Consider the following 22,642-nt stretch of genomic DNA (forward strand, 5'->3'; position numbering starts at 1 on the left):
ATTTACTTGTTTATCTTTTGTTCTATTCTGATAGCATATTCTGGTGAAAGAGCATCAAACTCTTCAATCTTTGCTCCACGCCAGTATCGTTTAGCAATAGCTTCACATCGTTTTCTCAGATGAGGATTCTCCAATGGGTTTGCATCCTTACCATAAGTGTCACGCAGTTCTTCGTATGACTTCTTCAGGTTAAGGTCAATCAGAGAGATTCGAACAATATGATACTTTGAATCAGGATGTTTCTGCATAAAGACATTCTGAGAACGATGTAAGTAGAATGGCGCAGTACCATCCTTTAAACTGTAGAGAGTTGTCTTTACATCTACATACATCTTATCAGGCTTCACCTCAAAGTCATATTCACCAACTCCATCGAGTGCTGCATGAATAAAGTCCTCATCTTTGACAAGCTTCTTGTTTTCGAGATAATGGCTGTAGATAAGTTCTCCGATGAAGCCAATTGTTTGACGCACCTGAGATTCCTTCTCTTCTTCCTCTGCTTCGGCAAGATCATCCATCATCTGCATCATCTTTTCTTTCTTCTCAGCGAGACGTTCAATATCTTCCTTTTCCAAGCCATCAATCAATTCCTTGATAGGTTCTGCAACTTCATTGAGTTTGTCCAGTTCTTCACTATTCATCTGTTTAGTAATATTATTGACTTGCTCAATGTTTTCCGCAGTCTCTGCTGAAATTTTATTGATTGCCTCCTGAGCTTGTTCTTCTGTGAGAGGACTGTTCGACAGGTCGATATTTGACTTTCCTTCACCTTCTTTATCTCCAGTGCCTTCACCATTGCCAATGATTCCTTGTTGCATAAGTTCCCATTGTTCAACGTATAATGACTGAAGGGCAATAAAAGGCTCTTTGAAGAAATCCATACTTGCAATATGCTTTGCTATGGTTTTCATCAAACTAAGACCTTCTTTGTTTGGTTGCTGAATGACCACACGCTTACCAGGTTCATAACCGAACTCACTATCATGCAACTTGTCTGCAAAAATACTTGCATTAGAAGCCATGATATTGAAGTTCATAATTATAGGCTTATTCGATGTGTGAATGGTAATGCCTTTTGATTCTTCAGACTTCTTCCAAATCTGATATACAGGGTCATCATGCTCTGGAAAATCCTTAATATCCACAGATGTTTGTACGCTCCAACGTGGATTCTTCTTAAATCCATGATTGAATAATATTTCTTTGTCACCGTAGATATAGACAATATTGTCTTTTATGAATTTCGCAAGCTTTGGACTTCCATTAAGTCTCTCTTGGAATTGTGTACCAGCCCATGAATACCATGAAAGAAACGAAGCCCCTTCTTGGTATCTCTCCAACATGAATATTGGTTTTGGAATATCATAAGGCTGTTCCAAAGGAACAACTTTGCCTGTGTATCTAAGGAAAGGCATTACAGAATAGTCGGAAGGCAATTTCTCGATAATTGCCGTCATTGTATTGTATCTTTCAGATAAGTACGCATAGGTAAGTTTTTTCTCTATAGCCCAGTTTATTGCATAATCAATGTCTCCCTTATGGTCTATGTCGGAGAAACAAGTGACATCAGAGTATGGCGTATTGTCGAGAAGTGCTTGACGAACAGCGATGTACGGATCAGAAGAAGTTGAAAGTTGAGTGAACAACATCAAAGAACTCGGATTCTTGTCAATCCATTTATGAAGAGCATCTGGCAAGTACTCACTTTGGAGGAGTATGTCATGCTTAGCATAAACATGGTTTACAAAATCCACACCTTCCATTTTGAAATGCTTGTCAAAACCAACAAAGTTGTTTTCCAAGATCATATCAAGAGCTTTGGTGAGGCTTTCGTCTTCAGTTATTTCAAGATCATCACAATCGTCGTTGTTTGTTAAAGCATAATCTATACAGAACCTTAATTGCTCGATAGACAGATAATGCTTTTTTAATTCATCATAAAGATCATCTGTAGGAACCTCATCTTCTTTTCCCTCATAATAATGCTCCTTGAAGTAATCAATCTCATTTTGTGAAGGAAGACATTTGAGGAATGAATCTATTGTTTGATTATCATCTTTATAATTACTATCAAGAACATATACATCGTATTCATTCTCACCAACTTTTACATATTGTTGAGTGATGGACTCTGGAAGTTTTGCGTTCTTGTGTCGGATAAGTCCAAATACAGTATCAATGTATTCATTGTCATCAGTATTACGCTGAACAGCAAATTCCATGACCTGCCATCTCAAATCTTCCTTTGTTATCTTGCTATCTACATTGATAGTCTTAAGGTTGTTGAAGAAAGAGTTTACTACATTAACATTCGCCTGTTTTGCAAAAGGAAGGAGCTTTATCGGATTATTTATTCGCTCTATGGCTCTCATGAGCATAGTTTCGTTTGAAGCGAATTTGTATTTTCCGCTCTCAGTTCTTAGTATCTCCTGCACTTTATCAGGTATACGATAGAAGTTAGCAGCAAGAAGTTCTGACTGCAAATCTGTTGATACTGTATCTATGTAGTTATAACCGCTTGAAGTTTTTGTAATAACGTATCTACCTGATATTTCCTGTGTTCTATAGAATTGTAGGTATGCATCCGTTATTTTTATAAAGATGCGCAAAAGCTTCTCGTCCGCAGATAACGATTCATTTACTATGTTAGATGATTGAACTGTCTCAACACTGAAAGGAGCCTCCATGAGCTCTTTGTAATACTCATAAGGCAACAATCGCAGATGCGAAACCTTTTCATCAAGATAGTTGTATTCGTCCTCTGTAAGCTTCGATACATTATTTACTATAGCACGCAACTGATCTGTCGGCTTTCCTTCGTCATCCAGATAGAGAGTCAAATTCGTATTATCTACATTTCCCTGGGCATCAACACCTACAGCCTTATAAACTTTCTTTATGTCAGCTATATATGCATGTGTATTGTCACCCCATTCTTCATTGTCTTGGATGTTCTGCCAGTGAGAAACGACCCATTGCCAGCAAGATTTTTTTGCTTTTGCCGGATTTAGTAACCAATTAGTTGACTTCACAGCCTCTGGGATATAGCCTTTAACTGTGTAATTGTCAAATAATATGGTATCTTTTGGTCGTTCAATCAAGAGGTTATCAAAAGACAGATAACTATCATGCCAGTTTTGTAAAAGACATATTTCAGTCTTAATACGCATACCATAATACTCGTTCTTTGCAGCAATCCATGCCAACAGGTTAGCAGCATCGTCTTTTGATGAATCAGTTAGTCTAAATGTCTCAATATTAGCTTTGATCTTTTCAAACAATATTGCAAGATATGTATTCTCATCAATATCAGAAAGAGTCTCGTTTATATGCTCGCATTCGCCAAACTTCATGCCATCCTCGAATGGATAGTAGATGTTTGCTGTACTTTTCAGTTCGTTGTAACTGTAGAGATTTCCTTTGTTACTACGGAATATCTTGTTATTTAGGACTCCAGATTCGTTCTTATGGCTGTCACTAACCTTTATGAAATCGTTGTATTCCTTTGCAGACAACGATTTTATCCATGCTATCAACTTAGTAGAGTCTGCATCAGAGAGTAGGGTAGAGAAATCGATTGTATCAAAATCTACCTTATGGCGGTGAAGGGCTTTCTTTATAGAGCTGTCAATCCATTTGTATTGATTGATACCAATTTCTTTCAGAGGTACTTGATAGTCTTCATCAAATGAACGAACATTCTCTTTCTTCTCATATTCACCAGTAGATGTAAGTACAAATTCTTCAAAGAATGGGACAAAAACCTCCTGGAAGGCTTCTTTTATGAATTTGAAGTCTTCTCCTTCTTGGTATTTTGTGGCTGCTATTGACTTGTAAATATAATCAAACTTCTGAGGATTTGTATTCTTTAAGCTTCGAAGAACTGTGACAAGCTCTGAAAAAGCTCTTACTAACTGTCCTTTTGTCTTGTCTTTATCACTTATTCGCTGTCGGCTACTATCAACATCAAACTTTTGGCTATCAATGATAAATCCAAGTCGAAGTTTTGTTTCAAGAATAGGAAGACCCTTGAACAAGTTCACAAAGTTCTTTTCAGCAAAAACTGGATTGAACGCAAAGTGGTAATAGAACGATTTGCCTTCTACCTTGAAGTCAACAAATACAGATTGAACCTCATGCTGTTCAACTTCTTCGCCCATGACATAGATGTGGTCAACAGTCTTTCCCTCATTACGTTCCTGGTCTTTGGTGATTGAAGCGAAACCACCAAGGCGAGTTCTTACACGCTCTAAGTTTATTTCAGAGGTTATTCTTTCATATTTACCTTCACCAAGAGGTATTATTAACGCAGTACCTCTATCAAGGAAGTGGAGATTACGTCTTGGATCAACGAGATTATCGAATGCTTCGATTGCATCCAAAGCCTCTTTTGTAGAGAAGATGTCTTCTGATGTGCCTGGAGCTACAGGATAGTAGCTCATCATTATTTTTGCAAAAAGAATATTCTCTTTATAGTCGTCACCTTGTGCTGGTGTCCATACACCTTGTTTCTGCAAAAGGTTTGCAAGTTGATTCCTGTTATACCAAGAGATAAGATAAGGACCTTTCTTCTCATCATAAAGAGTCTTTATCAAAAGGTCTTCATTCTCTTCACTTTCACTTACTTCTGTAAGGAGTGTATAAAGCAATTTTGAACCCTGGCCATATTTACCAAGCTTACTATTGTCTGTACGCTTCAACGACTTACCTTTTGCAAGGAAGTTGTATAGCTGACCGTCACGTGGAGTTGTATCTGAATCAAAAATATCAAAGTCTGTATAGAAAGGCTCACCATTGTTTAGAACAATTAGATAATTCTTGTTTGCATAGAAGAATAGTGAGTCAGCACTTGCATCATACGCATTCTGTACAAACTCATAGAACAACTGCTCTTCTGCATTACTTGCGAAGCTGGCAGCATCAGAGATGACAGATTTCACCTGATCAGGAGAAGGATCCTGACCATAAATCTTTTGAAGCAATAATTCTTTGTTAGAGCCAAGAAGATGTAGTGTCTCTTGACCGCATAGCTTCGTTATATATTGACTTAAATCTCTTACATTCATGTCTCATCAATAAGTTATGTATGGAATAATTTGTATGATGAAAGTTTTGTTTCTGTCTTCTCCATCAGGACCGAAACCTGTATATCGACCTTTGCCTTCAAAACCCGATCCAGAAATGAAGACTTCGCCATTCTGTTTCTCAATATTGCTTAACAATCCCTTATTCTTCCAGAAAAGATGAAGATTACGAGCACGTTCATAACTAAGACGAGCTGCGTAAGCTTTTTGGTCATTGCTTGGATTTGTGTTACTATGCGATTTTGCAGCACGTCCCTCAATTACAACCTTGAAAGAAACATTAGCAGATTCTTTGAATTTGTCAATGATGTCTTCTATCTCTTTACCTGCTTCAACAAGTTGTGAATAACAATTCTGTGGAATAACAGGACTTTCCGGAGCAAATGTCACATTGACTGTACATTCAAAACGCTGATACTTGTCGTTGTATTTGAAATACTTACGATTGATGGACTTCTGAGCTTCTTGAAACTCTCGAATCTTTTTATAAAGTTCCGCATTTACTACAATATCATTGATGTTGTTCTCTGTGATACCTTTATTATGGTACAGGTCAACATAAACCTTATAGCTACCATACGCAACAAGACTCGTAATGATAAACACTATGAGGAAGCCTGACATTAAATCCGTGTAGTTTTGCCAGAAATTATGTTCTTCGCCGTTTTCACGGAATGAAATCCTACTCATTTGCTATTTGTTATCTTATTAAGCGTTGATTCCAATTTCTGCAATTCTACAATTGCTCCACTAACAGAACTAATCTGCTTGATAAGTTGCTCAATATTCTCCTGACGTTCTACAAGGATATCGAGAATTTCAGAAATCTTATCGTTAGTCTCTTCTACAGCTTGCAAGCTCTTATTATTTGCAGCAATAACCTTTTCTGAAGACTCATTCGTTCTATGAGCAACATTTACAGCATCACCATATGCGAGTACAGCTTGGTCGTAGTTCTGGCGAATCTCAGCCACAAGACTCTCTATAAACTGATATGCTTTATTAAGTGATTCAACATTTGTAGAAATCGCAGTGCTAAGAGCAGAACATTGTGTAGCAATCAAGGTCTGGATATTTGTTACAAATCCAGACATCGACTCTCTCATGTCTGATGTTGCCTTCTCATTCATGGCAAGGGTACTTGTGAGCACATCAGATGTGGCTTCTTGATAAGCGGTTCTAAGGTCAACCATCTGTAGCAGACTCTGTACATTGTGCTCCTGTACCTTTGAATATTCTGCTTGCATCTGTTCAGTAACCTTTGTCGCAAAGTCTGTGTTTTGTTCTGACAGTTTAGTCGCAAGAGAGTCATAGTTTGAAATTATTGCATTGAGACGTTCTGATTGCTGGTTATTAAGTGCTGCAAGAGACTCTTGAACCTTAGATATAAGATTTCCGAGAACCTCTGTAACAGAAGTCGTAATGTTACCAATTTCTGTATTAGTATTATTCATCATAGTCTCAACAGACTGACGCTGATTGTTGATGAGGTCGTTAGAGACATTACTCAAACGCTCTGTAATAGAAGTAAGAAGCTGACTTGTCTTAGTGAACTGTTCTTCACCAAAATTCTGTACCTGCTGCTGGATGGCACCATGCATCTGCTTAAATATGTCATCCATACGCTTAACAAAGCCGTCTATAAATTCTTTTAGAATCTCACTTTGGTGGCTAATATTATCGTTGAGTTTATCGTTGTACTCTCTATTTTTCTGTTCCTGTTCCTTGTGAAGATTTATCAATTCGGATAGAAGTTCATTATGTTTGTTTAATATGGACTTGTTATAAGTCATCTCCTTTGAATAGATGGCTATATCTCGAATATACTCCTCTGGTGTAGTGTTTCCAAGTCTGCTATTATCTTCAACTTCTTCTTCTGCAAACTTTATCTTTGCCCATAGTGTAACCACAAGAGCACCAACAAGACCGATTATTGATGTCGTAAAGGCAGGGATTAGTTCACTAATAATTTTCATAATATCTAGGCCCTGACTTCCTGCGGCCTTAACTTCTCCAAGAGTTTTTCCAGTGTTGTCAACGGCCTCTTGAATATTATCTAATCCATGCAGAGACCAACAGATTGCGCAGAAAGTTCCGAGTAGACCCAGTGATGTCCACACTCCTGGAAGACTTGTCAATAAAGGTCTTGACTTTGTTTCTTCGTATTTGTTATTACACCATTTTGTAGCACAAAGTCCGATTCCCAATACTACAAAGTTCCACCAATTTATTATTAAATCAAGCATATTATTACTCTATTAATTTACTTTTTACTTATTTCTCTATTAAATCTCTTAGTCGCTCTGCTTCATTCTTTAATTTTTCAGGATTCTGGTCTGCCAGTTTCTGAAGATTGAGAAGCTTCCATTTGACAGATGGAAAGTCCTTGAAATGTGCAAACTCATAGTTGTCCCATTCGGGTTCACCATATTCAAAACTAACGAGAAATCGACGGTCTGCATCTGTTAAGATGTTGTTAACGTCAGCTATCAGTTTGGTGCGTGTTTCTTCAAATTCTTCGTATGAAAATGGAGTATCGGTCATACCAACAAATTGATTGGCAAGAGCCTCATGCTGATCAATAAGAGTCGGAGCAAACGATTCATGAATGGGACGGTCACTACCTAGTAAACAGAAGATAAGTCCCTCTCGACAATCCTTCAGTGGAATTGTCATGTACTTTACATCGAATAGGTCTCGTGGATGTTGACGTGAGAGTGCTGCGGCTACCTTGCCTCCATAGAGTAGTGAAATAGGAACAATGTCAGCGATACAATATACTTGGAACTCATCCTGAGCCTTTTCGCATAATGGAAGATGCATTAACTCACCACCTACGATACCTCGTTTTGTTTGGTTAACCTCAACCTTGACTTGTTTGCCTCGATATTCGCATAGCAATTTACAAGTATCATAGTTTGGAATGATGTGCATACCAGGGAATGCTTTACGTGCTTTCTCGCTAATCGATTTCAGATGGAAGTTAATGTCATCAATACTTTTCTTACGGTCTGCTAAGGGAATATAAGTGAGATCAATGTCAACTGAATACCTAGGCAGATTCCTTAGGAACAGATTGATTGCCGTTCCTCCGTGTACAGCAAAACCCTTTTCCTCCATAACCAAAGGTAAAAGCCGCAACAGAAGGTCAACCTTCTGAGCATAAACACTTGATTGTATATCTTGTTTATTCATATTCTGCTAATTCTCTTGGAATTGTTATTTTGTATTTTGAGACATAGACACCACCTTTGCACAATTGTATTTTAGAAGTGCCAAGGTTTATTCGGCCAACATCAATAGCTTGATACCAAGGATAATTAGCCTTTTCTGCCATATAAAGAAACATTCTTTTGACAGTCATGTTATTCGTCGTTTCAAGCAATTGCTGAACTTTGGCTGGGCGAAGTGCTGTTAATTGCTCCATGATGTAATATAAATCCATGAAGCTATATCTATTTGGGGCCAATAGAAGACATTCCATGAAAGCAAGTTCCGGGGAAGATGCTTGTACGGTATAATTATTCTGCTTTATTGCTTGTTTCTGGATTAGGCCGAAAGCCGATGTCGTAAAAAACTCTATAGTCATGTCAAACAAATCGCTTTTTGCCCATTGGGGAGTTCTTGGCTCGTTGCTGGCTACCATAAGTTGAGGTTTTCCCATCGGTACGAAATGATAATAGCCAGATAGTTCAAGAGCGGAGTGGGCGGCTATACGATATTGTTTTCCTGTTTGCTCCTGGCAACTTGCTAAAGCTGCCAAGGCTGATAGAGAATCTCCGCTACGATACATCACACCCTTAGATAAGGATGTCAGCCAGCCAGATTTACGGTACTGCTTCATCAACTGATCAGAATACCCCTGCTTCTTTAGCCCCTCAGAAAATAGTATTCCTCCAGGGAGTATATTCATTAGTAATGAGTTGATTTTGCTCTTCGTTTCTACAGCCATATTTTATAATACGTTGAATATTTCAACTGCAAAGATATACTATTTCTTTGATAGAACCAAATGCTTGGTTAAAAAATATGCATTATTCTATAGTTTTACTTTAGTTTTAAGTTGAAATGGCTTTGAGATAAGGTTATAATTGTCTTTTGGGAAAGTAGGTTTAGTTTACTCCACTTTATATATAAAGAGGGATAAACTAAACCTACTTTCCCACGCAGAATCTACTTTCCGACGCAGAGCATCTAACACATTGATAATCAGATATGAACACAATGCAGGAACAGAGTTTGGGCCGTTGTTGGAAACGGTGGTTTTGCTTCTGCAAATCGCTGATTCTCAACGCTATATGCCGTGGTGTTCCTATTTGTTTTCTCTTGTTTTCATGTCCTACTTTCCAATACAGAGCGTGTAACAATCTGACTATCAGTGTATATAGTGTATAACGGTCGGTAATTGAGCCGTTGGTCATACTCTCTGCACTTCCCTGTTAATCCTTTGAATATCAGCGGTTTTGCTGTTTTGCCATGATTTGACCTTCCATTGGGGAGATGTCTTCTAATTAACATTTTCTACTTTCCCACGCAGATTTTCAACACATCTGATTATCAGTGTTTTACGTATTAAAAGGACGATAGTTGAGCCGTTGTCCTTTTGAAAACATTTTAGCTTGATTATCAGCTATTTGTCTAAGTTTTACTTTCTCTTCTTTTCATTTTGAACCTAATTTTGCAGATTGTAAAATTAACGTATTTAACATTCAATAACACGATATTGCTATGTGCTCATATCAAAACGTAGCGTAATCTTGCTTTGTTCTGCAGATCCAGTTGTTCAACATGAACACCTCGAAGAACTTGTATGTGTTCATTCTGGCATATGCTTTCATGCTTTTTGGAGAATGCAATTCTATCTTGGCTCGACATCTTGCCGATAAGATGTATGAGTTGCAATCTATATTACCTGTTCTAATGATGATGCAAAATTACCACAAATACTTTTCATTGTGGCATTTTTATACTGAAATCAGTCAAAACACCTCAAAATTTAACTTTCTTCAGTAAAGAGAAAGAAAAAATGGAGTATCAGCTATTCATACAAGTTTATTTCGTCATATACATATATATGGCTTTCATAAACCTGTAAACTCAATCTTTGTTCCTGTTCTAAGCCATTTGAGGTCATGACATTTGAGTTTGGAGAACATGTATATATACATGAGTAATTCTAAACTTAAACTTACATGCCATAAGTTGAGCCCGATGGCTGCTCATTGACGGCAGGGTCAGTCCTTCTTTTTTCTCCTTGCTGAATTACCTCTTTCTTTAGCTTCTGTGAATCGTTGCGAGAACCGTATTGCGTTTACTCTCGACATCCTAATCCCCAGGTGTGCCTTCCTCATGTTCCCTTCCTTGTGCGTTCTCCGTCTTTTTCATCGTATTTGCACCCCCAATCTCTTCATGCTGTTGCTCAGTTTCCGACCATCCTTCAACGGCTATCTGCTCGATATTTGTTCATCGCTTGTTTATCTGATATAGATACCTGTTTCCTTTACCTAACACCGACTACTTGATTTTCTGCACTTTTCTACACTTCTTATTTTGGACGAAGCAGACACACTTACTTTTTCCGTCGCAAAGTTAGTGCAAGCCGCATTGTATCAAGTATCAGTGCCTTATTACCTGAATTATTTCAAAAACTTTTTCGTCTGACATCATCCCAAAAACTTTTCTGTGCCAAGGTGAAATAATTCGGTAATTCCTTGCTTGCCTGCTTTCCTTGCTAACTCTGATAGCAACGTAAAAAATAAATGTTTCACTTCTAAAATTTCAAAGTTATGAAAAAGATTGAAAATTCTTTCGTAGTAAGCGGTTTCGTAGGTAAGGATGCAAGCATCCATCAGTTCTCAACAGCAAGCGTTGCACGTTTCTCACTGGCCATCAGCCGTACTGAGAAGAATGGCGAGGAAACAAACCGCACATCAGCCTTCATGAATGTAGAGGCATGGCGCAAAAACGAGAACACCTCTTCCTTCGATCGCCTTGTAAAGGGAACTCTCCTTACGGTAGAAGGCTACTTCAAGCCTGAGGAATGGCAGGATGCCGATGGAGTTAAGCACAACCGTGTGGTTCTCGTCGCAACCAAGTTCTACGAAGCTGTGGAGAAAGAAGAAACTCCTGCTCCACAGGAGAGCAAGACAAAGAAGGGCAAATAACCCTTCTCGTCATCAAAGAGTGGCCTTCGGGTCGCTCTTTTTTGTGTTTTGGGCTCTCTTTTTCCTTACAGAACCATATAAATTTGCTCTTTATCCAACATTTTCCTTGCCGTTATGCATTTATTTCAAAAACATTGCGTAATTTTGCAGTCGTAAATATAAGCGTAATATAAAATGGACGATAAAACAATCTATAAATTATAGCAAAGTATAAAATAAAGTGTGACATTATGGCTGACTATTACGAATATTCCATACCAGAATTAATAAAGCTGCTTGGAGCGAGATTCAAAGATTATCGTCTGCGTAGTAACATGACGCAGAAGGATGTCTCTGAGCAATCTGGTATCACCATTACTACCATTCACAAGTTTGAGAACGGAACGTCAGGCAATATGTCGCTTGGTACGTTCCTATTGCTGATGAAGGCTATCGGCCAGATAAATACTCTAGACGAACTGATGCCAGAACTTCCAGATTCTGCATATCTCATCAAGTCAGAAAAGAAGGTTCAACGAATTAGACATAAGAAATCATGATAACAAGCTCCCTTAAAATAATGCTCTGGAACAAGGAAATCGGTCGTTTGTCATGGGATGGCAGGAAGGGAATTTCGTACTTCGAGTTCAATCCTGCTGTTATCGGTGGCGAACTAGATCCTTTCCCTCTTATTGCTTCTACCAAGTCACCTGCAAGCCGTCGTCCTATCATGGGAGATAAGGAAATGAAGCTTTACCGTAAATTGCCTCCTTTTCTTGCTGATTCGCTTCCTGATGCTTGGGGAAATCAAGTCTTCGAATGTTGGAGAATACAGAACGGCATCCGAAACCAGGAAATCACTCCTCTTGAAATTCTCTCTTTCATTGGCAAGCGAGGAATGGGAGCATTGGAGTTTATCCCTGAATCATCTGGCATTAAGAAGTCCGAACAACTCAATCTTAAAGCTTTGACGGACTTGGCTCAAAAGATATTCACTGAGCGTGAGAACGTAAAGATAATGCCAGATGAGTCTTTGACGATGCAATCCTTGATAGCTGTTGGCACCTCTGCAGGTGGCAGACAGCCTAAAGCCATCATTGCCATAAATCCAAAGACTGGTGAGATAAGAAGCGGACAGATAGCTGGGCAAAAAGAGTTTGAATACTGTATTCTTAAGTTTGGTGATCCTTCACGTTCTTCTGCTGAGCTTGAAATGGCTTATTACAAAATGGCTACAGCTGCTGGTATAAACATGATGCCATGTGAACTTATTGAAGTTGAGGGACAGAATCACTTCATAACGCATCGTTTCGATCGTGATGAGGAACGTAAGCTTCACATGCAGACACTGGCTGCCTTATACCCCGAAGCAGACAGCTACGAGAAACTGCTGATGGTATGTCGTAAGATGCGACTTCCTGAATCCACACAGGAAGAGGTATTTCGCAGGATGGTGTTCAACATCCTTGCCAACAACACCGATGACCACAATAAGAACTTTTCATTCCTAATGGACGAAAACGGTCATTGGCAGTTATCGCCAGCATATGACATGACCTATATTTTCAATGTCGGAGGTTTCCTTCCAGAGACTATGCACTGCCTTATGATGCAAGGAAAGCTGCAAGGTCAAACCCTTGAAGATGCTCTTGCTCTCGCCAAAGATAATGGTATCAGAAAGGCAGAAACCATTATCAAAGAGGTTGCTTCTGCTATCTGTAAGTTCCGTAAATACGCAGAAGAATGTGGTGTAGGTCAGCAATGGATAGCTGCTGTTGAAACTTGCTTGAACAACCATCTGGCAAATTGGGGCTTCTTGCCTGATAGCAGTTCACCATCATTTGATATTGATGGCATTCTATATGAGAATGTACGTGTAGAACAAACTTACAAAGGCAATTTCCATCTTTTTTGCGAGATACAAGGAAAAGAGCGTAAGTTTGTTATATCAAAAAACAAAGCAGCGTATGCAGAGATTGAAGAAACAGGTACTTCCAACCTCTCGATAGAACAACTGCATACACTGGTTGAAACATACCTTGCCAGGTAAATCTACATATTGATACTACATAAAGAGCGGCTTCGGTCGCTCTTTTTTATACCTTCTCCCTACTGAAGGAAAACTGTCTTTTTTACATTCGAAAGTATGGGTAATAGACTTGAAACCATGAAAACATTTGAGTTTGGAGAACATGTATATATACATAAGTAATTCTAAACTTAAACTTACATGCCATAAGTTGAGCCCGATGGCTGCTCATTGACGGCAGGGTCAGTCCTTCTTTTTTCTCCTTGCTGAATTACCTCTTTCTTTAGCTTCTGTGAATCGTTGCGAGAACCGTATTGCGTTTACTCTCGACATCCTAATCCCCAGGTGTGCCTTCCTCATGTTCCCTTCCTTGTGCGTTCTCCGTCTTTTTCATCGTACTTGCACCCCCAATCTCTTCATGCTGTTGCTCAGTTTCCGACCATCCTTCAACGGCTATCGGCACGATGTTTGTTCATCGCTTGTTTATCTGATATAGATACCTGTTTCCTTTACCTAACACCGATTACTTGATTTTCTGCACTTTTCTCCACTTCTTATTTTGGACGAAGCAGACACACTTACTTTTTCCGTCGCAAAGTTAGTGCAAGCCGCATTGTATCAAGTATCAGTGCCTTATTACCTGAATTATTTCAAAAACTTTTTCGTCTGACATCATCCAAAAAACTTTTCTGTGCCAAGGTGAAATAATTCGGTAATTCCTTGCCTGCCTGCTTTCCTTGCTAACTCTGATAGCAACGTAAAAAATAAATGTTTCACTTCTAAAATTTCAAAGTTATGAAAAAGATTGAAAATTCTTTCGTAGTAAGCGGTTTCGTAGGTAAGGATGCAAGCATCCATCAGTTCTCAACAGCAAGCGTTGCACGTTTCTCACTGGCCATCAGCCGTACTGAGAAGAATGGCGAGGAAACAAACCGCACATCAGCCTTCATGAATGTAGAGGCATGGCGCAAAAACGAGAACACCTCTTCCTTCGATCGCCTTGTAAAGGGAACTCTCCTTACGGTAGAAGGCTACTTCAAGCCTGAGGAATGGCAGGATGCCGATGGAGTTAAGCACAACCGTGTGGTTCTCGTCGCAACCAAGTTCTACGAAGCTGTGGAGAAAGAAGAAACTCCTGCTCCACAGGAGAGCAAGACAAAGAAGGGCAAATAACCCTTCTCGTCATCAAAGAGCGGCCTTCGGGTCGCTTTTTTTATGCATCTCCTTTTCTTTGCCGAATGGGTGTTCCTGTTATAATGATTGCCATACATCGACTTCTGGGAATCGGTAGAAATTCTGTTGCGAAGGTAATGGTTACGTCTCATCTCCTGCAAGGTCAAGGCTGCCCGCTTTGATGGAAAATCTCCACACCTTTCGGGTAGTATTTTGCATCAAAACCTTGCCAAGATAGCCGTAACACCTTCTGAAAGCAACATAATTTTTAACCATTCCCGAAGTAGTTGATCTACGAAAGGGAGAAAAAACAATATCAATATGACGACAAGAGAATCGATTTTGAGCCGACTGACCAAGGGTGTTAGTGGCACAGACCAGGAACTTTTCAGCAAGGATGAGTTGAACAAGTTTGCGGACTTCTACCGTGACAAGTGGGACGAGAACACAAGCGAAGACGTAATTGCTGAGTCCTTTGTGGATTATTGGTGGGACACTGACAGAGCCTGCCGTAGATGCTCTGAGTGCGGCAAACTCATGCGTGAAGGCTATTGTGTGGATATGGGAGTAGCCTACTATTGCAGCGAGAATTGCTTACATAGTGACTTCACAGATGAAGAGTGGGCAGAAGAATGCGAAAGCAATGACCAGAGTTATTACACAGAATGGTAACAATTCTATCAATTCAGATATGGAACAGAAAATGACTATCAATGGAGTAAGCACCTGCACCATCGCAGGTGCTGAGAAATACGAGAAATATCAGTCGGGCATAGGCAGAAAGAGACGTACACTTGTACAATATGACTACCGACATGCGGACGGCGAACTCTTCTCTTGTGTATGCGCAACGCTTGAAGAGTGCCGGAAGAAGCGTGATGAATGGATGAAAAGGAAGGAGGGAACAAGATGATTACTCATTATAAGACACTTGTTGTCAGGTTTAACTCGCCCATTGCAGTAATAGATGAAGTCTTTAACGATGCGGCTTTTTTTGGAGTTGGCAATCTGAAAGAGTGGATTGACGATTACGAAAGCACACGTTTCACCGCAATAGACGAACAAACGGCAGTCATCACAAGCGAGTATAATATGGAATGCGTAAGAGAATGGCTTGAACATCATGCCACCTTCGCAGTAATAGCAGAATACTAATAGTGTGGCGGTGCATCTACCGCCCACATTTCACAATAAACAAATAGACAGTTATGGCAAATCAGGCAACTACCACCTACAAGGTGACAGGTTCTCGCAAGGCTGTGAGCGACCTTTGGAAGACCCTTCAGGGCATGAATGTGAACACCAAGAATGTATGGCTGAACGAATTGGCAGACTTCTATGGCATCGACTACGGAGCAAAGCAAATCAGCGTCAGAGGGCATATCTATTGGGCAGAGTATGAGGAAGATGACGAGAATACTCTTCTCTCGTTTGAGACAGAAAGCGCATGGGATGCTTGCACCGAACTCTTTGAGGAGATAAACCATCATCTACACGATGAACTCTCTATCAGTTACAGATTATCAAAAGATTGGGATAATCGGTATTATCTAAAGTCGTGAGTTATCCAAAGTCAAAAACAAATCGCCATTAAATATCAACGAGTTAATATTTCAACTTTTATTTTCAACTTTGGATAATATCATTCAGGTTGCGTTGTCCACTCAGTTATTTTGCAAAACTTTTAAGCAGACTCTTTAATTCTGGATTACGTTCCCAACTTTTGACCTTTGGCTCTTTTATGCCAATTTCTTCATTAATAGTTAACAGTGCTTTGTGTTTCATTTCTATATTGACCCTTGCATAGATTTCTGTAGTTGTTACAGATGCATGCCCTAGAAAATCTCTAATTTCAATCAACTCAGCACCACCCTGAAGCAAATGTTCAGCTCTGCTATGTCTCAACCAATGGGGCGTGATATTTACAGGAACTAATGTCGGTATGTCTTCATGTGCTAATTTTGCATACTTCTGCAAAATATGAGTAACTCCTGCATCTGTTAATTTAGCACCACTACGGTTGAAAAACAGAGGTCGATCTAACTTAGATTCCGTATTGAGGAAGTAATTTTCCATGTAACTGTTTAATAGTTTGTACATATTCTCATTTATACATACCAACCGTTTTTTGTTACGTTTTCCTTTAACTTCCACAACATGAGGATTTTCATTTCTTATTGAACGCGGAGTAAGGTCGATTAATTCTTGCACTCTTAAGCCGGAATAATACAACAAGGAAATCATAGCTAAATTTCTTTGACCAACCTTTGTGTCAGCAGAAATATGGTCAATTAACGCATTGATTCCATCTACAGACAGGTATTTTATTACTTCCTGCTGTACTCTTTTGGGTTTGATTGATAAGATTTCTTGCCATTGGCTCAGATGTATTGTATCATAATACATCATGAACTTGAAGAAAGATCGCATAACAGTATTTCTATGGTTTCGAGTTTGTGGTTTACAATTTCTTTCACGTTCTAACCAGTCAAGAAACTCACGAATATAGTCCTTGTTAATATTATCCAACTGAATATTGTCTGGACGTGTATTTTTTATTTTATCAGCAAATTCCACAAACAAGCAGAATGTCTCACTATATGATTTTATAGTGTGACGACTTGCACCACACTCTTTTAAGAGATAGTCTTCAAAAAAACTTTGTAATGCTTTTCCGAAGTTTTTATATAGTCCTTTATTCATACTCATAATTCATGTTAGAATATTTTGATAGTTTATTGAGAATGTCAGGAGTCAAATGTTTGTCTATCTTCAGAATTTCTGGATACATTTCCAATGTCAATCTAAGGTAGTACTCTGTATCATTTATATGCTTATGCCCCATGAACGTAGCTAACACGGGTAAATATGCATATACGTTCATACCTCCTTTTGACAACTTCATCATGGCATGAACACATGCAGTATGTCGAATTGCATGAAGACGATATGTCTCAGGATCTCCTTTTATCACAATGTCTGATTGGTCCAATATTTTCTTGAACCACGTTTGAACTGCTCGTAGGCATGGATTGTTTCCTAAGAAATTAACAAAAAAATGTGCATTAGGTTTGTCTAATTGGCATTTCTTGATCTTGGTGCGCCATGCTAAGTACTCACGTAATATGAATTCAAGAGAATCATTTATTGGAGCATAACGTTGTTTCCCGTTTTTTGATTTATTTATAACAATCACCTTTCTATCAAAGTCTATGTCTTCATTTTTTATGTTAAGTGCTTCTCCTATTCTTATCCCTGTACTATATAGAAGACGTAACAATGCAGGCATGATTAAAATAAAACTCTTGGACTGTGTGGATCTCTGTCGTAGTGAATCTGCTGTATTAAACAACATCAGGATTTCTTCGTGGGTAAAGATATGAGGAACGAAATCACAATGACGTAATTTTCGTGGAGCTCTTATTATGTAAGAATCCATACCCATTTCACATAAATACCTCGCAAATTTTGCTACAATTATGTATTTGCGATATAAGGTTATATCCTTGATACCACTAAAACTACCCAACCATCCTTTTATTGATTCTTGGTTAAGGTATTTCTTTGTATATCCAATACTGACCAAATATCTATCAAGTTGCCCCATAGTGTATTGTAACTCAACACACTCATCTTTACTTGTATAAAGATTCCTTTCTCTTATGAATGAAATCATATATGTGGAAAGTGAACTATGGAACTTTCCTTTGGAATTATTTATAGAATGCAGACCCATTTTCTTTGTAGAATTTAGTTGTTATAGCAGGTACTTCTAATGAACAATTAATGAGCGCTCTTATGTCTATGTCCAAATAGTGCATAGTTGATTGCGTAGATGCTTGACCCAACGTAGATGTAATTACACATACAGGTGTTTCATTCTGAAGAAGATTACTGGCAAGGCTATGGCGTAATGCGTGAGGACCATGATGTCGTTTACTAACATCAATACCAGCAGCAAGCATATATTTAGTAATTGCAGGACTTAACGAATTACCATTAAGGCGCCGAAATGGAGGTTTTAAAGTCAAAAATACAAAATCATCCTCAACATTAGGACGCGCATTTAATATGTAATCAATTATAGCGTCTCCTACTTCTGATAACAAAGGTAGTTCAACATATTTGCTGGTCTTTACTTGATGCACTTTGAGGGTATTATTGTCCCAATCAATATTACAAAACCTAAGTGACTGAATATCCGATATTCGTAACCCTAATCTTGAAGCTAATAATATCATCGCATAATCCCTTTTACCTTTTGGGGTCGCTCTACTAACAGAAGATTCGAGTTTCTTTATTTCCTCAACTGTGTAGAATGATGGAATAACCTCTTTTACGGCATCCTTAAATCCTACCAGAAGATGCGAATAATCCTGGGACACAATCTTATTTTCAAAGATATAATTCAGAAAAATCTTTATGGTACCAATAGCTTTTCGATCTTGATTTGTACTTGTTGAGAGGTAAGCTATTATATCTTCCCTGCTTATATTCTTAAATGTACAATTCCGTGAGATAAGAAACTCAGAAAAACGATAAAGCGTTTTTTCATAAAAATAGATTGTCCCTTTCGTCAAAAAGTTATCTTGAGAATAGCTCCTAATAAAATTTAGCGCACATTTTCCTATCTCGCCTCTGAATTGTGGACATACATATGCAGTTCTCTGTTTGTGAATTGTTTTGTTGTTATATGACTGAGACAATACATAAACTAAACGACGATAAGAGTTTATTGTTACGTTCTTGAGATTCTTCCCTTCTGTAGCAGCAACAATGAAACTTTCACCCACTTCTGGAGTGTATGTAGAAACTGCTATAGTTTCCATGTAAGAAATAAGTCTGTTCAGCAATCTTCGCTGAGCAGATTTAGTAACTGCTGCAAAATTTTGTCTTTTGCAGTAATCTTCGAACAGAGCTATCAACCCTGGGGGACTAAAATTGTGATTCATATGAGTTGTTTTATTTTATGAGTAGCGACATTGCTACTTATATAATATAACGTATTATCACAATTTATTATCAAAAGTTATCTTGAAAATCTGAGTATTACATACTAATTTATTATAAAACTTTGGATAACTCACGACTTTGGATAATACCGAGTTTGTGAATGTGGATGCGAAGTTTACTACGTCCATGATGAAGGCTCTTTTTTCCCCGAAGAGTGTTGTGTCAGCTCAAACGGCAAACCATTTGAGGACGCTTATGATGACGTTTACGATACGGTGAAGGATGCTATCAACGAATGGGTATCAAAGACCGGAATCGAACATGGGGAACGCACAGAGGAACAGATGGTTGACTTCATCAACGAGTATGAGTATGAGAATGAAGAAACCTACTTCTATATTCGGGTCTTCACTTTTGAATAAGAAACAAGCGAGAGCATGAGCAAGCCTTGTGCTCTCGCATTAAACCTACACAGAATATGTACGAATATGAATCAGAATTATTGGGAGAGACTTGCGAACTGGGAACCCCATGGAAAGGCTGCCGCTTTGCTACGATTATTGAAGATTATGGCAAGGAACTGCTTGTACAAGTGAGCAGCGGTGCAGAGGTAACAGTACTCCGAGACGAGGTGTTTATACTCTGACTACCTAACACTTCTCCTGACTATAAAGGCTGTCAGGAGAAGTGACAAGGCTAACCAAAGTAACGTCAGTAACTTTGTACACGTTAATACAAGTAGCCACGTAGCCTTGTATAGTTGTACACATTTATACATATATACATAATGGAAATAAGTATGAAACAGAAAATCATTACGTTCGCCAACCACAAAGGAGGGGTGTCAAAGACCACTTCCACAGCCTCTATCGGGGCTTGCATGGCGCAAATGGGAAAGAAAGTCCTGCTCATCGACCTCGATGGACAGGCAAATCTCACATTGTATTTCATCCCTAACGAAGATGACATTGAGACCAGCATCTTTGATGCTCTCGTAGATGGAGCACCATTGCCAGTGAAGCATATCAGGGAGAATCTCGACCTTGTGCCATCTTCACTTGAAATGGCGAGTGCGGAGATTGCCCTGACCAATCTCTTGGCAAGAGAACAGCTGCTCAGTAGGCTTCTTGACCCAATCAGACAGGACTATGACTACATCCTCATCGACTGCCCACCTTCATTGGGCATCGTCACCACGAATGCCTTTCTTGCAGCCGATGAAATCATCGTGCCAATGACTCCTGAGCTGCTTCCGCTCAAAGGAATGAGGATGCTTGATGCTTTTGTGACTAATCTCCAAAGAGTGAAGCCCTCTCTTCGCCTGGGAGGTGTGTTCATAGCCCGCTTCAACCATCGAAAACTGAACAAGGTGGTTGAGCAAGCAGTAAAGTCTCGCTACGAAAGCATCGCCACGAAGCAATCCGTAAAGTACATTCAGCGGTTGGTCGGCACGGAGCACCTCCCACGAACTGCGCAGGTGGTGGATCAGGGAATCCAGCTTTTGCAGGTCTTTTTCTTTTGCTGCATCCCGTACCGCCTGCATTTCCTTTTCTGTTTCAGTTATCAACTTTTCCAGCATGACGGCTTCATTGCCATAGGACAATAAGGCGGAAAAGTCCGGTTTCCCGTCCGGTGTCGCTTTTATGGCACACCTGTCGGAAACCTCCATCAGTTCCGATATGGAGAACGGCTTGAACAGGCATCCGGCAAAGCCTTTTGCCAATAGTTCCCCTTTGTTACAACTGCCCGAAGCGGTTGCCACAACCACCGGGATTGTTGGTGAATTGCCCACGTTGGACGAACGCAACAGTTCCAGCAATTCGAAACCGTTTATACCAGGCATATTCAAGTCTGTCAGCAACAGGCTGTATTCTTTCTGGCGTATCATTTCCATCAGTGCCGCAGCATCGGTGCAAGTGTCGCAGTGTATTCCTTCTTGGGAATACATCTCTTTCAGCATTAGAAGTAATACCTCATCATTGTCAATGGCGACAACATCATGGAATTTATTGTTATGATAAACAGGTGTATTGCTTGTATATCCAAGCTGTTCTTCAGCTTCCTGCATAGAAATTTCAACTGTGAAACGACTGCCTTTCCCTTTCTTGCTGTCCAAACGGATTGTTCCGCCAAGCATCGACACAATATTACGCATTATGGCAAGCCCAAGCCCGAAACCCTCCTTTGCAGCGGCATTTGATAGACGTTCAAACGCACCGAACGCTTGTTTCTGTTCCTCTTCTGTCATGCCTGTACCTGTATCTTCAATGACCAGTGTCAGAACTCCATTATCATATTCAGTAATCAAAGAAACACCGCCTTCTTCTGTGAACTTGACAGCGTTTGACAGCAGGTTATTCCCGATTTGTATTATTCGCTCTTTGTCGGTCAATACAATGGCATCGTGTCCAGTCTTCACGGACAAGGACAACCCTTTGTTCACGGCAACAGGCATGAACTCCGTTTCAAGTGTGTGCGTGATTGCAGAAATCCGGCAGGGTGACAGACGGGGCTGTTCCTTGCCGTTGTCCAGGCGGAAGAAGTCAAGCAAAGTGTTGAGCATATCCCGCATACGGTCGGAGGATTGCAGTATATTTTGGATATATTGCCCATTATTACCGCTATTGCATTCTTTCCGCAAAAGTTCGGTATAGCCGGTTATTGCCGTCAGTGGTGTACGCAACTCATGGGTAATAGTATATACCGCTTTCTTTCGGGAGGTTATGAGTATCTCATTTTGTTGCACGGACTGTTCCAATTGCTCGATCAAATCCGTTGTCTTGCGTTTGTATCGTTTAATGTTCTTTGCATCACGGTGTATGATGATATAGGAAATGACCAACAGCAAAAGAACAAATCCCATCAAGCCGCCTATCTGCATAAATGATTTTTTACGCATGGCTGTTATCTCGCTTTCTCTATTTTGTAAATCAGATTGCACCTTCTTTTCGATTTGGCAAATCAATCCTTGCAGTTGTCTGTTAAGTTCTGCATTACGGGCAGCAAGACTATCGGCTTGTTCTGACAATCGACGGCTCTGCGCATTCTGTTCGTTGACCATGTTTCTATTGGATGAACGGAGCGTAGTCGTTGTTGTCGTTGGCTTCGTTCCCTCTTTTTTGCCGAAGATGCTCAAGAAACCTTTTCGTTTTGGCTTTTTGGACTGTTCCTGCACACTTTTCTGCACAATAACCGGAATTTGATTGGCTATCTTCTTGTTAATAGATTGTTGTTCATCCATTAACCGGACTATCTGGAAC

Annotated in this window: 18 protein-coding genes and 2 pseudogenes; 11 read left to right on the top strand and 9 right to left on the bottom strand. The window is 39.5% G+C overall.

The window, feature by feature from the left end; all coding sequences use genetic code 11:
- Nucleotides 1–2: 2 nt before the first annotated feature.
- From CIK88_RS03610 to CIK88_RS03630, 5 genes are read right to left on the bottom strand one after another with little or no spacing between them, the layout of a single operon-like run.
- Entirely contained in the window at nt 3–5,066 is a 5,064-nt protein-coding gene (locus CIK88_RS03610) for a hypothetical protein (RefSeq protein WP_144269571.1), read from the bottom strand.
- Nucleotides 5,067–5,072: 6 nt separating this feature from the next.
- On the bottom strand, nt 5,073–5,774 hold the full coding sequence (locus tag CIK88_RS03615) for a hypothetical protein (protein ID WP_094434569.1): 702 nt from the start codon (nt 5,772–5,774) through the stop codon (nt 5,073–5,075).
- Nucleotides 5,771–7,330 (bottom strand): hypothetical protein, encoded by a 1,560-nt coding sequence (locus CIK88_RS03620; RefSeq protein WP_094434571.1) that lies wholly within the window; start codon nt 7,328–7,330, stop codon nt 5,771–5,773. The genes CIK88_RS03615 and CIK88_RS03620 overlap by 4 nt, the downstream gene beginning before the upstream one ends.
- A 28-nt stretch (nt 7,331–7,358) precedes the next feature.
- A complete protein-coding gene (locus tag CIK88_RS03625) occupies nt 7,359–8,279 on the bottom strand; it encodes a nucleotidyl transferase AbiEii/AbiGii toxin family protein (RefSeq protein ID WP_094434573.1) in 921 nt (306 codons plus the stop codon).
- Nucleotides 8,272–9,036 carry a type IV toxin-antitoxin system AbiEi family antitoxin gene (locus CIK88_RS03630; protein ID WP_094434575.1) on the bottom strand — a complete coding sequence of 255 codons (765 nt, stop codon included), beginning with the start codon at nt 9,034–9,036 and terminating at the stop codon, nt 8,272–8,274. The genes CIK88_RS03625 and CIK88_RS03630 overlap by 8 nt, the downstream gene beginning before the upstream one ends.
- Before the next feature lie 1,834 nt (nt 9,037–10,870).
- Between CIK88_RS03630 and CIK88_RS03635 the strand changes: the two genes are divergently transcribed.
- The 8 genes from CIK88_RS03635 (at nt 10,871) to CIK88_RS03670 (ending at nt 15,991) form a co-directional block, all read left to right on the top strand.
- On the top strand, nt 10,871–11,248 hold the full coding sequence (locus CIK88_RS03635) for a single-stranded DNA-binding protein (RefSeq protein WP_027326084.1): 378 nt from the start codon (nt 10,871–10,873) through the stop codon (nt 11,246–11,248).
- Between the two features lie 230 nt (nt 11,249–11,478).
- Complete coding sequence (locus CIK88_RS03640; protein WP_094383297.1) at nt 11,479–11,787, top strand: helix-turn-helix domain-containing protein; 309 nt, start codon at nt 11,479–11,481, stop codon at nt 11,785–11,787.
- A gap of 20 nt (nt 11,788–11,807) precedes the next feature.
- The gene (locus tag CIK88_RS03645; RefSeq protein WP_254046840.1) at nt 11,808–13,277 is read left to right on the top strand and encodes a type II toxin-antitoxin system HipA family toxin; all 1,470 of its coding nucleotides are present in this window, start codon (nt 11,808–11,810) and stop codon (nt 13,275–13,277) included.
- A 774-nt stretch (nt 13,278–14,051) separates the two neighbouring features.
- Nucleotides 14,052–14,429: a single-stranded DNA-binding protein gene (locus CIK88_RS03650; RefSeq protein ID WP_027326084.1), complete on the top strand. Its 378-nt coding sequence runs from the start codon at nt 14,052–14,054 to the stop codon at nt 14,427–14,429.
- Nucleotides 14,430–14,750: 321 nt separating this feature from the next.
- Complete coding sequence (locus tag CIK88_RS03655; protein WP_094434577.1) at nt 14,751–15,101, top strand: hypothetical protein; 351 nt, start codon at nt 14,751–14,753, stop codon at nt 15,099–15,101.
- 19 nt (nt 15,102–15,120) lie between these two features.
- Complete coding sequence (locus CIK88_RS03660) at nt 15,121–15,342, top strand: DUF3873 domain-containing protein (RefSeq protein WP_027326082.1); 222 nt, start codon at nt 15,121–15,123, stop codon at nt 15,340–15,342.
- Complete coding sequence (locus CIK88_RS03665) at nt 15,339–15,584, top strand: hypothetical protein (RefSeq protein ID WP_173815645.1); 246 nt, start codon at nt 15,339–15,341, stop codon at nt 15,582–15,584. Before CIK88_RS03660 ends, CIK88_RS03665 begins: the two co-directional genes overlap by 4 nt.
- A 53-nt stretch (nt 15,585–15,637) precedes the next feature.
- Nucleotides 15,638–15,991 carry a hypothetical protein gene (locus tag CIK88_RS03670; protein ID WP_254046841.1) on the top strand — a complete coding sequence of 118 codons (354 nt, stop codon included), beginning with the start codon at nt 15,638–15,640 and terminating at the stop codon, nt 15,989–15,991.
- Nucleotides 15,992–16,097: 106 nt separating this feature from the next.
- Here the strand turns inward: CIK88_RS03670 and CIK88_RS03675 are convergent, their stop codons facing one another.
- Genes CIK88_RS03675 through CIK88_RS03685 form a run of 3 tightly spaced genes read right to left on the bottom strand, consistent with a single transcriptional unit; the run spans nt 16,098 to nt 19,381 of the window.
- Entirely contained in the window at nt 16,098–17,132 is a 1,035-nt protein-coding gene (locus CIK88_RS03675; protein WP_158214631.1) for a tyrosine-type recombinase/integrase, read from the bottom strand.
- Complete coding sequence (locus CIK88_RS03680; RefSeq protein WP_158214632.1) at nt 17,125–18,105, bottom strand: tyrosine-type recombinase/integrase; 981 nt, start codon at nt 18,103–18,105, stop codon at nt 17,125–17,127. The genes CIK88_RS03675 and CIK88_RS03680 overlap by 8 nt, the downstream gene beginning before the upstream one ends.
- A gap of 37 nt (nt 18,106–18,142) precedes the next feature.
- Nucleotides 18,143–19,381 carry a site-specific integrase gene (locus tag CIK88_RS03685; RefSeq protein WP_094434584.1) on the bottom strand — a complete coding sequence of 413 codons (1,239 nt, stop codon included), beginning with the start codon at nt 19,379–19,381 and terminating at the stop codon, nt 18,143–18,145.
- Nucleotides 19,382–19,657: 276 nt separating this feature from the next.
- Here CIK88_RS03685 and CIK88_RS12555 point away from each other — a divergent pair, with 276 nt between their 5' ends.
- From CIK88_RS12555 to CIK88_RS03695, 3 genes and pseudogenes are all read left to right on the top strand, one after another.
- Nucleotides 19,658–19,804 carry a hypothetical protein gene (locus CIK88_RS12555; RefSeq protein ID WP_254046842.1) on the top strand — a complete coding sequence of 49 codons (147 nt, stop codon included), beginning with the start codon at nt 19,658–19,660 and terminating at the stop codon, nt 19,802–19,804.
- A 56-nt stretch (nt 19,805–19,860) separates the two neighbouring features.
- Nucleotides 19,861–20,028 carry a ribonuclease P gene (locus CIK88_RS12270; protein WP_144269572.1) on the top strand — a complete coding sequence of 56 codons (168 nt, stop codon included), beginning with the start codon at nt 19,861–19,863 and terminating at the stop codon, nt 20,026–20,028.
- Between the two features lie 153 nt (nt 20,029–20,181).
- Nucleotides 20,182–20,811 (top strand): annotated as a pseudogene (locus CIK88_RS03695) (ParA family protein); the annotation flags it as partial.
- Here CIK88_RS03695 and CIK88_RS03700 read toward each other — a convergent pair.
- Nucleotides 20,785–22,642, bottom strand: a pseudogene (locus tag CIK88_RS03700) (ATP-binding protein); the annotation flags it as partial. The pseudogenes CIK88_RS03695 and CIK88_RS03700 sit on opposite strands and share 27 nt — an antisense overlap.

The sequence above is a fragment of the Prevotella sp. P5-50 genome (assembly GCF_002251295.1).
Taxonomy (GTDB): Bacteria; Bacteroidota; Bacteroidia; order Bacteroidales; family Bacteroidaceae; genus Prevotella.

Coding starts and splice junctions, on each gene's coding strand:
- CIK88_RS03610 (WP_144269571.1), bottom strand. CDS start 5,066: ATGAATGTAAGAGATTTAAGTCAATATATAACGAAGCTATGCGGTCAA.
- CIK88_RS03615 (WP_094434569.1), bottom strand. CDS start 5,774: ATGAGTAGGATTTCATTCCGTGAAAACGGCGAAGAACATAATTTCTGG.
- CIK88_RS03620 (WP_094434571.1), bottom strand. CDS start 7,330: ATGCTTGATTTAATAATAAATTGGTGGAACTTTGTAGTATTGGGAATC.
- CIK88_RS03625 (WP_094434573.1), bottom strand. CDS start 8,279: ATGAATAAACAAGATATACAATCAAGTGTTTATGCTCAGAAGGTTGAC.
- CIK88_RS03630 (WP_094434575.1), bottom strand. CDS start 9,036: ATGGCTGTAGAAACGAAGAGCAAAATCAACTCATTACTAATGAATATA.
- CIK88_RS03635 (WP_027326084.1), top strand. CDS start 10,871: ATGAAAAAGATTGAAAATTCTTTCGTAGTAAGCGGTTTCGTAGGTAAG.
- CIK88_RS03640 (WP_094383297.1), top strand. CDS start 11,479: ATGGCTGACTATTACGAATATTCCATACCAGAATTAATAAAGCTGCTT.
- CIK88_RS03645 (WP_254046840.1), top strand. CDS start 11,808: ATGCTCTGGAACAAGGAAATCGGTCGTTTGTCATGGGATGGCAGGAAG.
- CIK88_RS03650 (WP_027326084.1), top strand. CDS start 14,052: ATGAAAAAGATTGAAAATTCTTTCGTAGTAAGCGGTTTCGTAGGTAAG.
- CIK88_RS03655 (WP_094434577.1), top strand. CDS start 14,751: ATGACGACAAGAGAATCGATTTTGAGCCGACTGACCAAGGGTGTTAGT.
- CIK88_RS03660 (WP_027326082.1), top strand. CDS start 15,121: ATGGAACAGAAAATGACTATCAATGGAGTAAGCACCTGCACCATCGCA.
- CIK88_RS03665 (WP_173815645.1), top strand. CDS start 15,339: ATGATTACTCATTATAAGACACTTGTTGTCAGGTTTAACTCGCCCATT.
- CIK88_RS03670 (WP_254046841.1), top strand. CDS start 15,638: ATGGCAAATCAGGCAACTACCACCTACAAGGTGACAGGTTCTCGCAAG.
- CIK88_RS03675 (WP_158214631.1), bottom strand. CDS start 17,132: ATGAATAAAGGACTATATAAAAACTTCGGAAAAGCATTACAAAGTTTT.
- CIK88_RS03680 (WP_158214632.1), bottom strand. CDS start 18,105: ATGATTTCATTCATAAGAGAAAGGAATCTTTATACAAGTAAAGATGAG.
- CIK88_RS03685 (WP_094434584.1), bottom strand. CDS start 19,381: ATGAATCACAATTTTAGTCCCCCAGGGTTGATAGCTCTGTTCGAAGAT.
- CIK88_RS12270 (WP_144269572.1), top strand. CDS start 19,861: ATGTACGAATATGAATCAGAATTATTGGGAGAGACTTGCGAACTGGGA.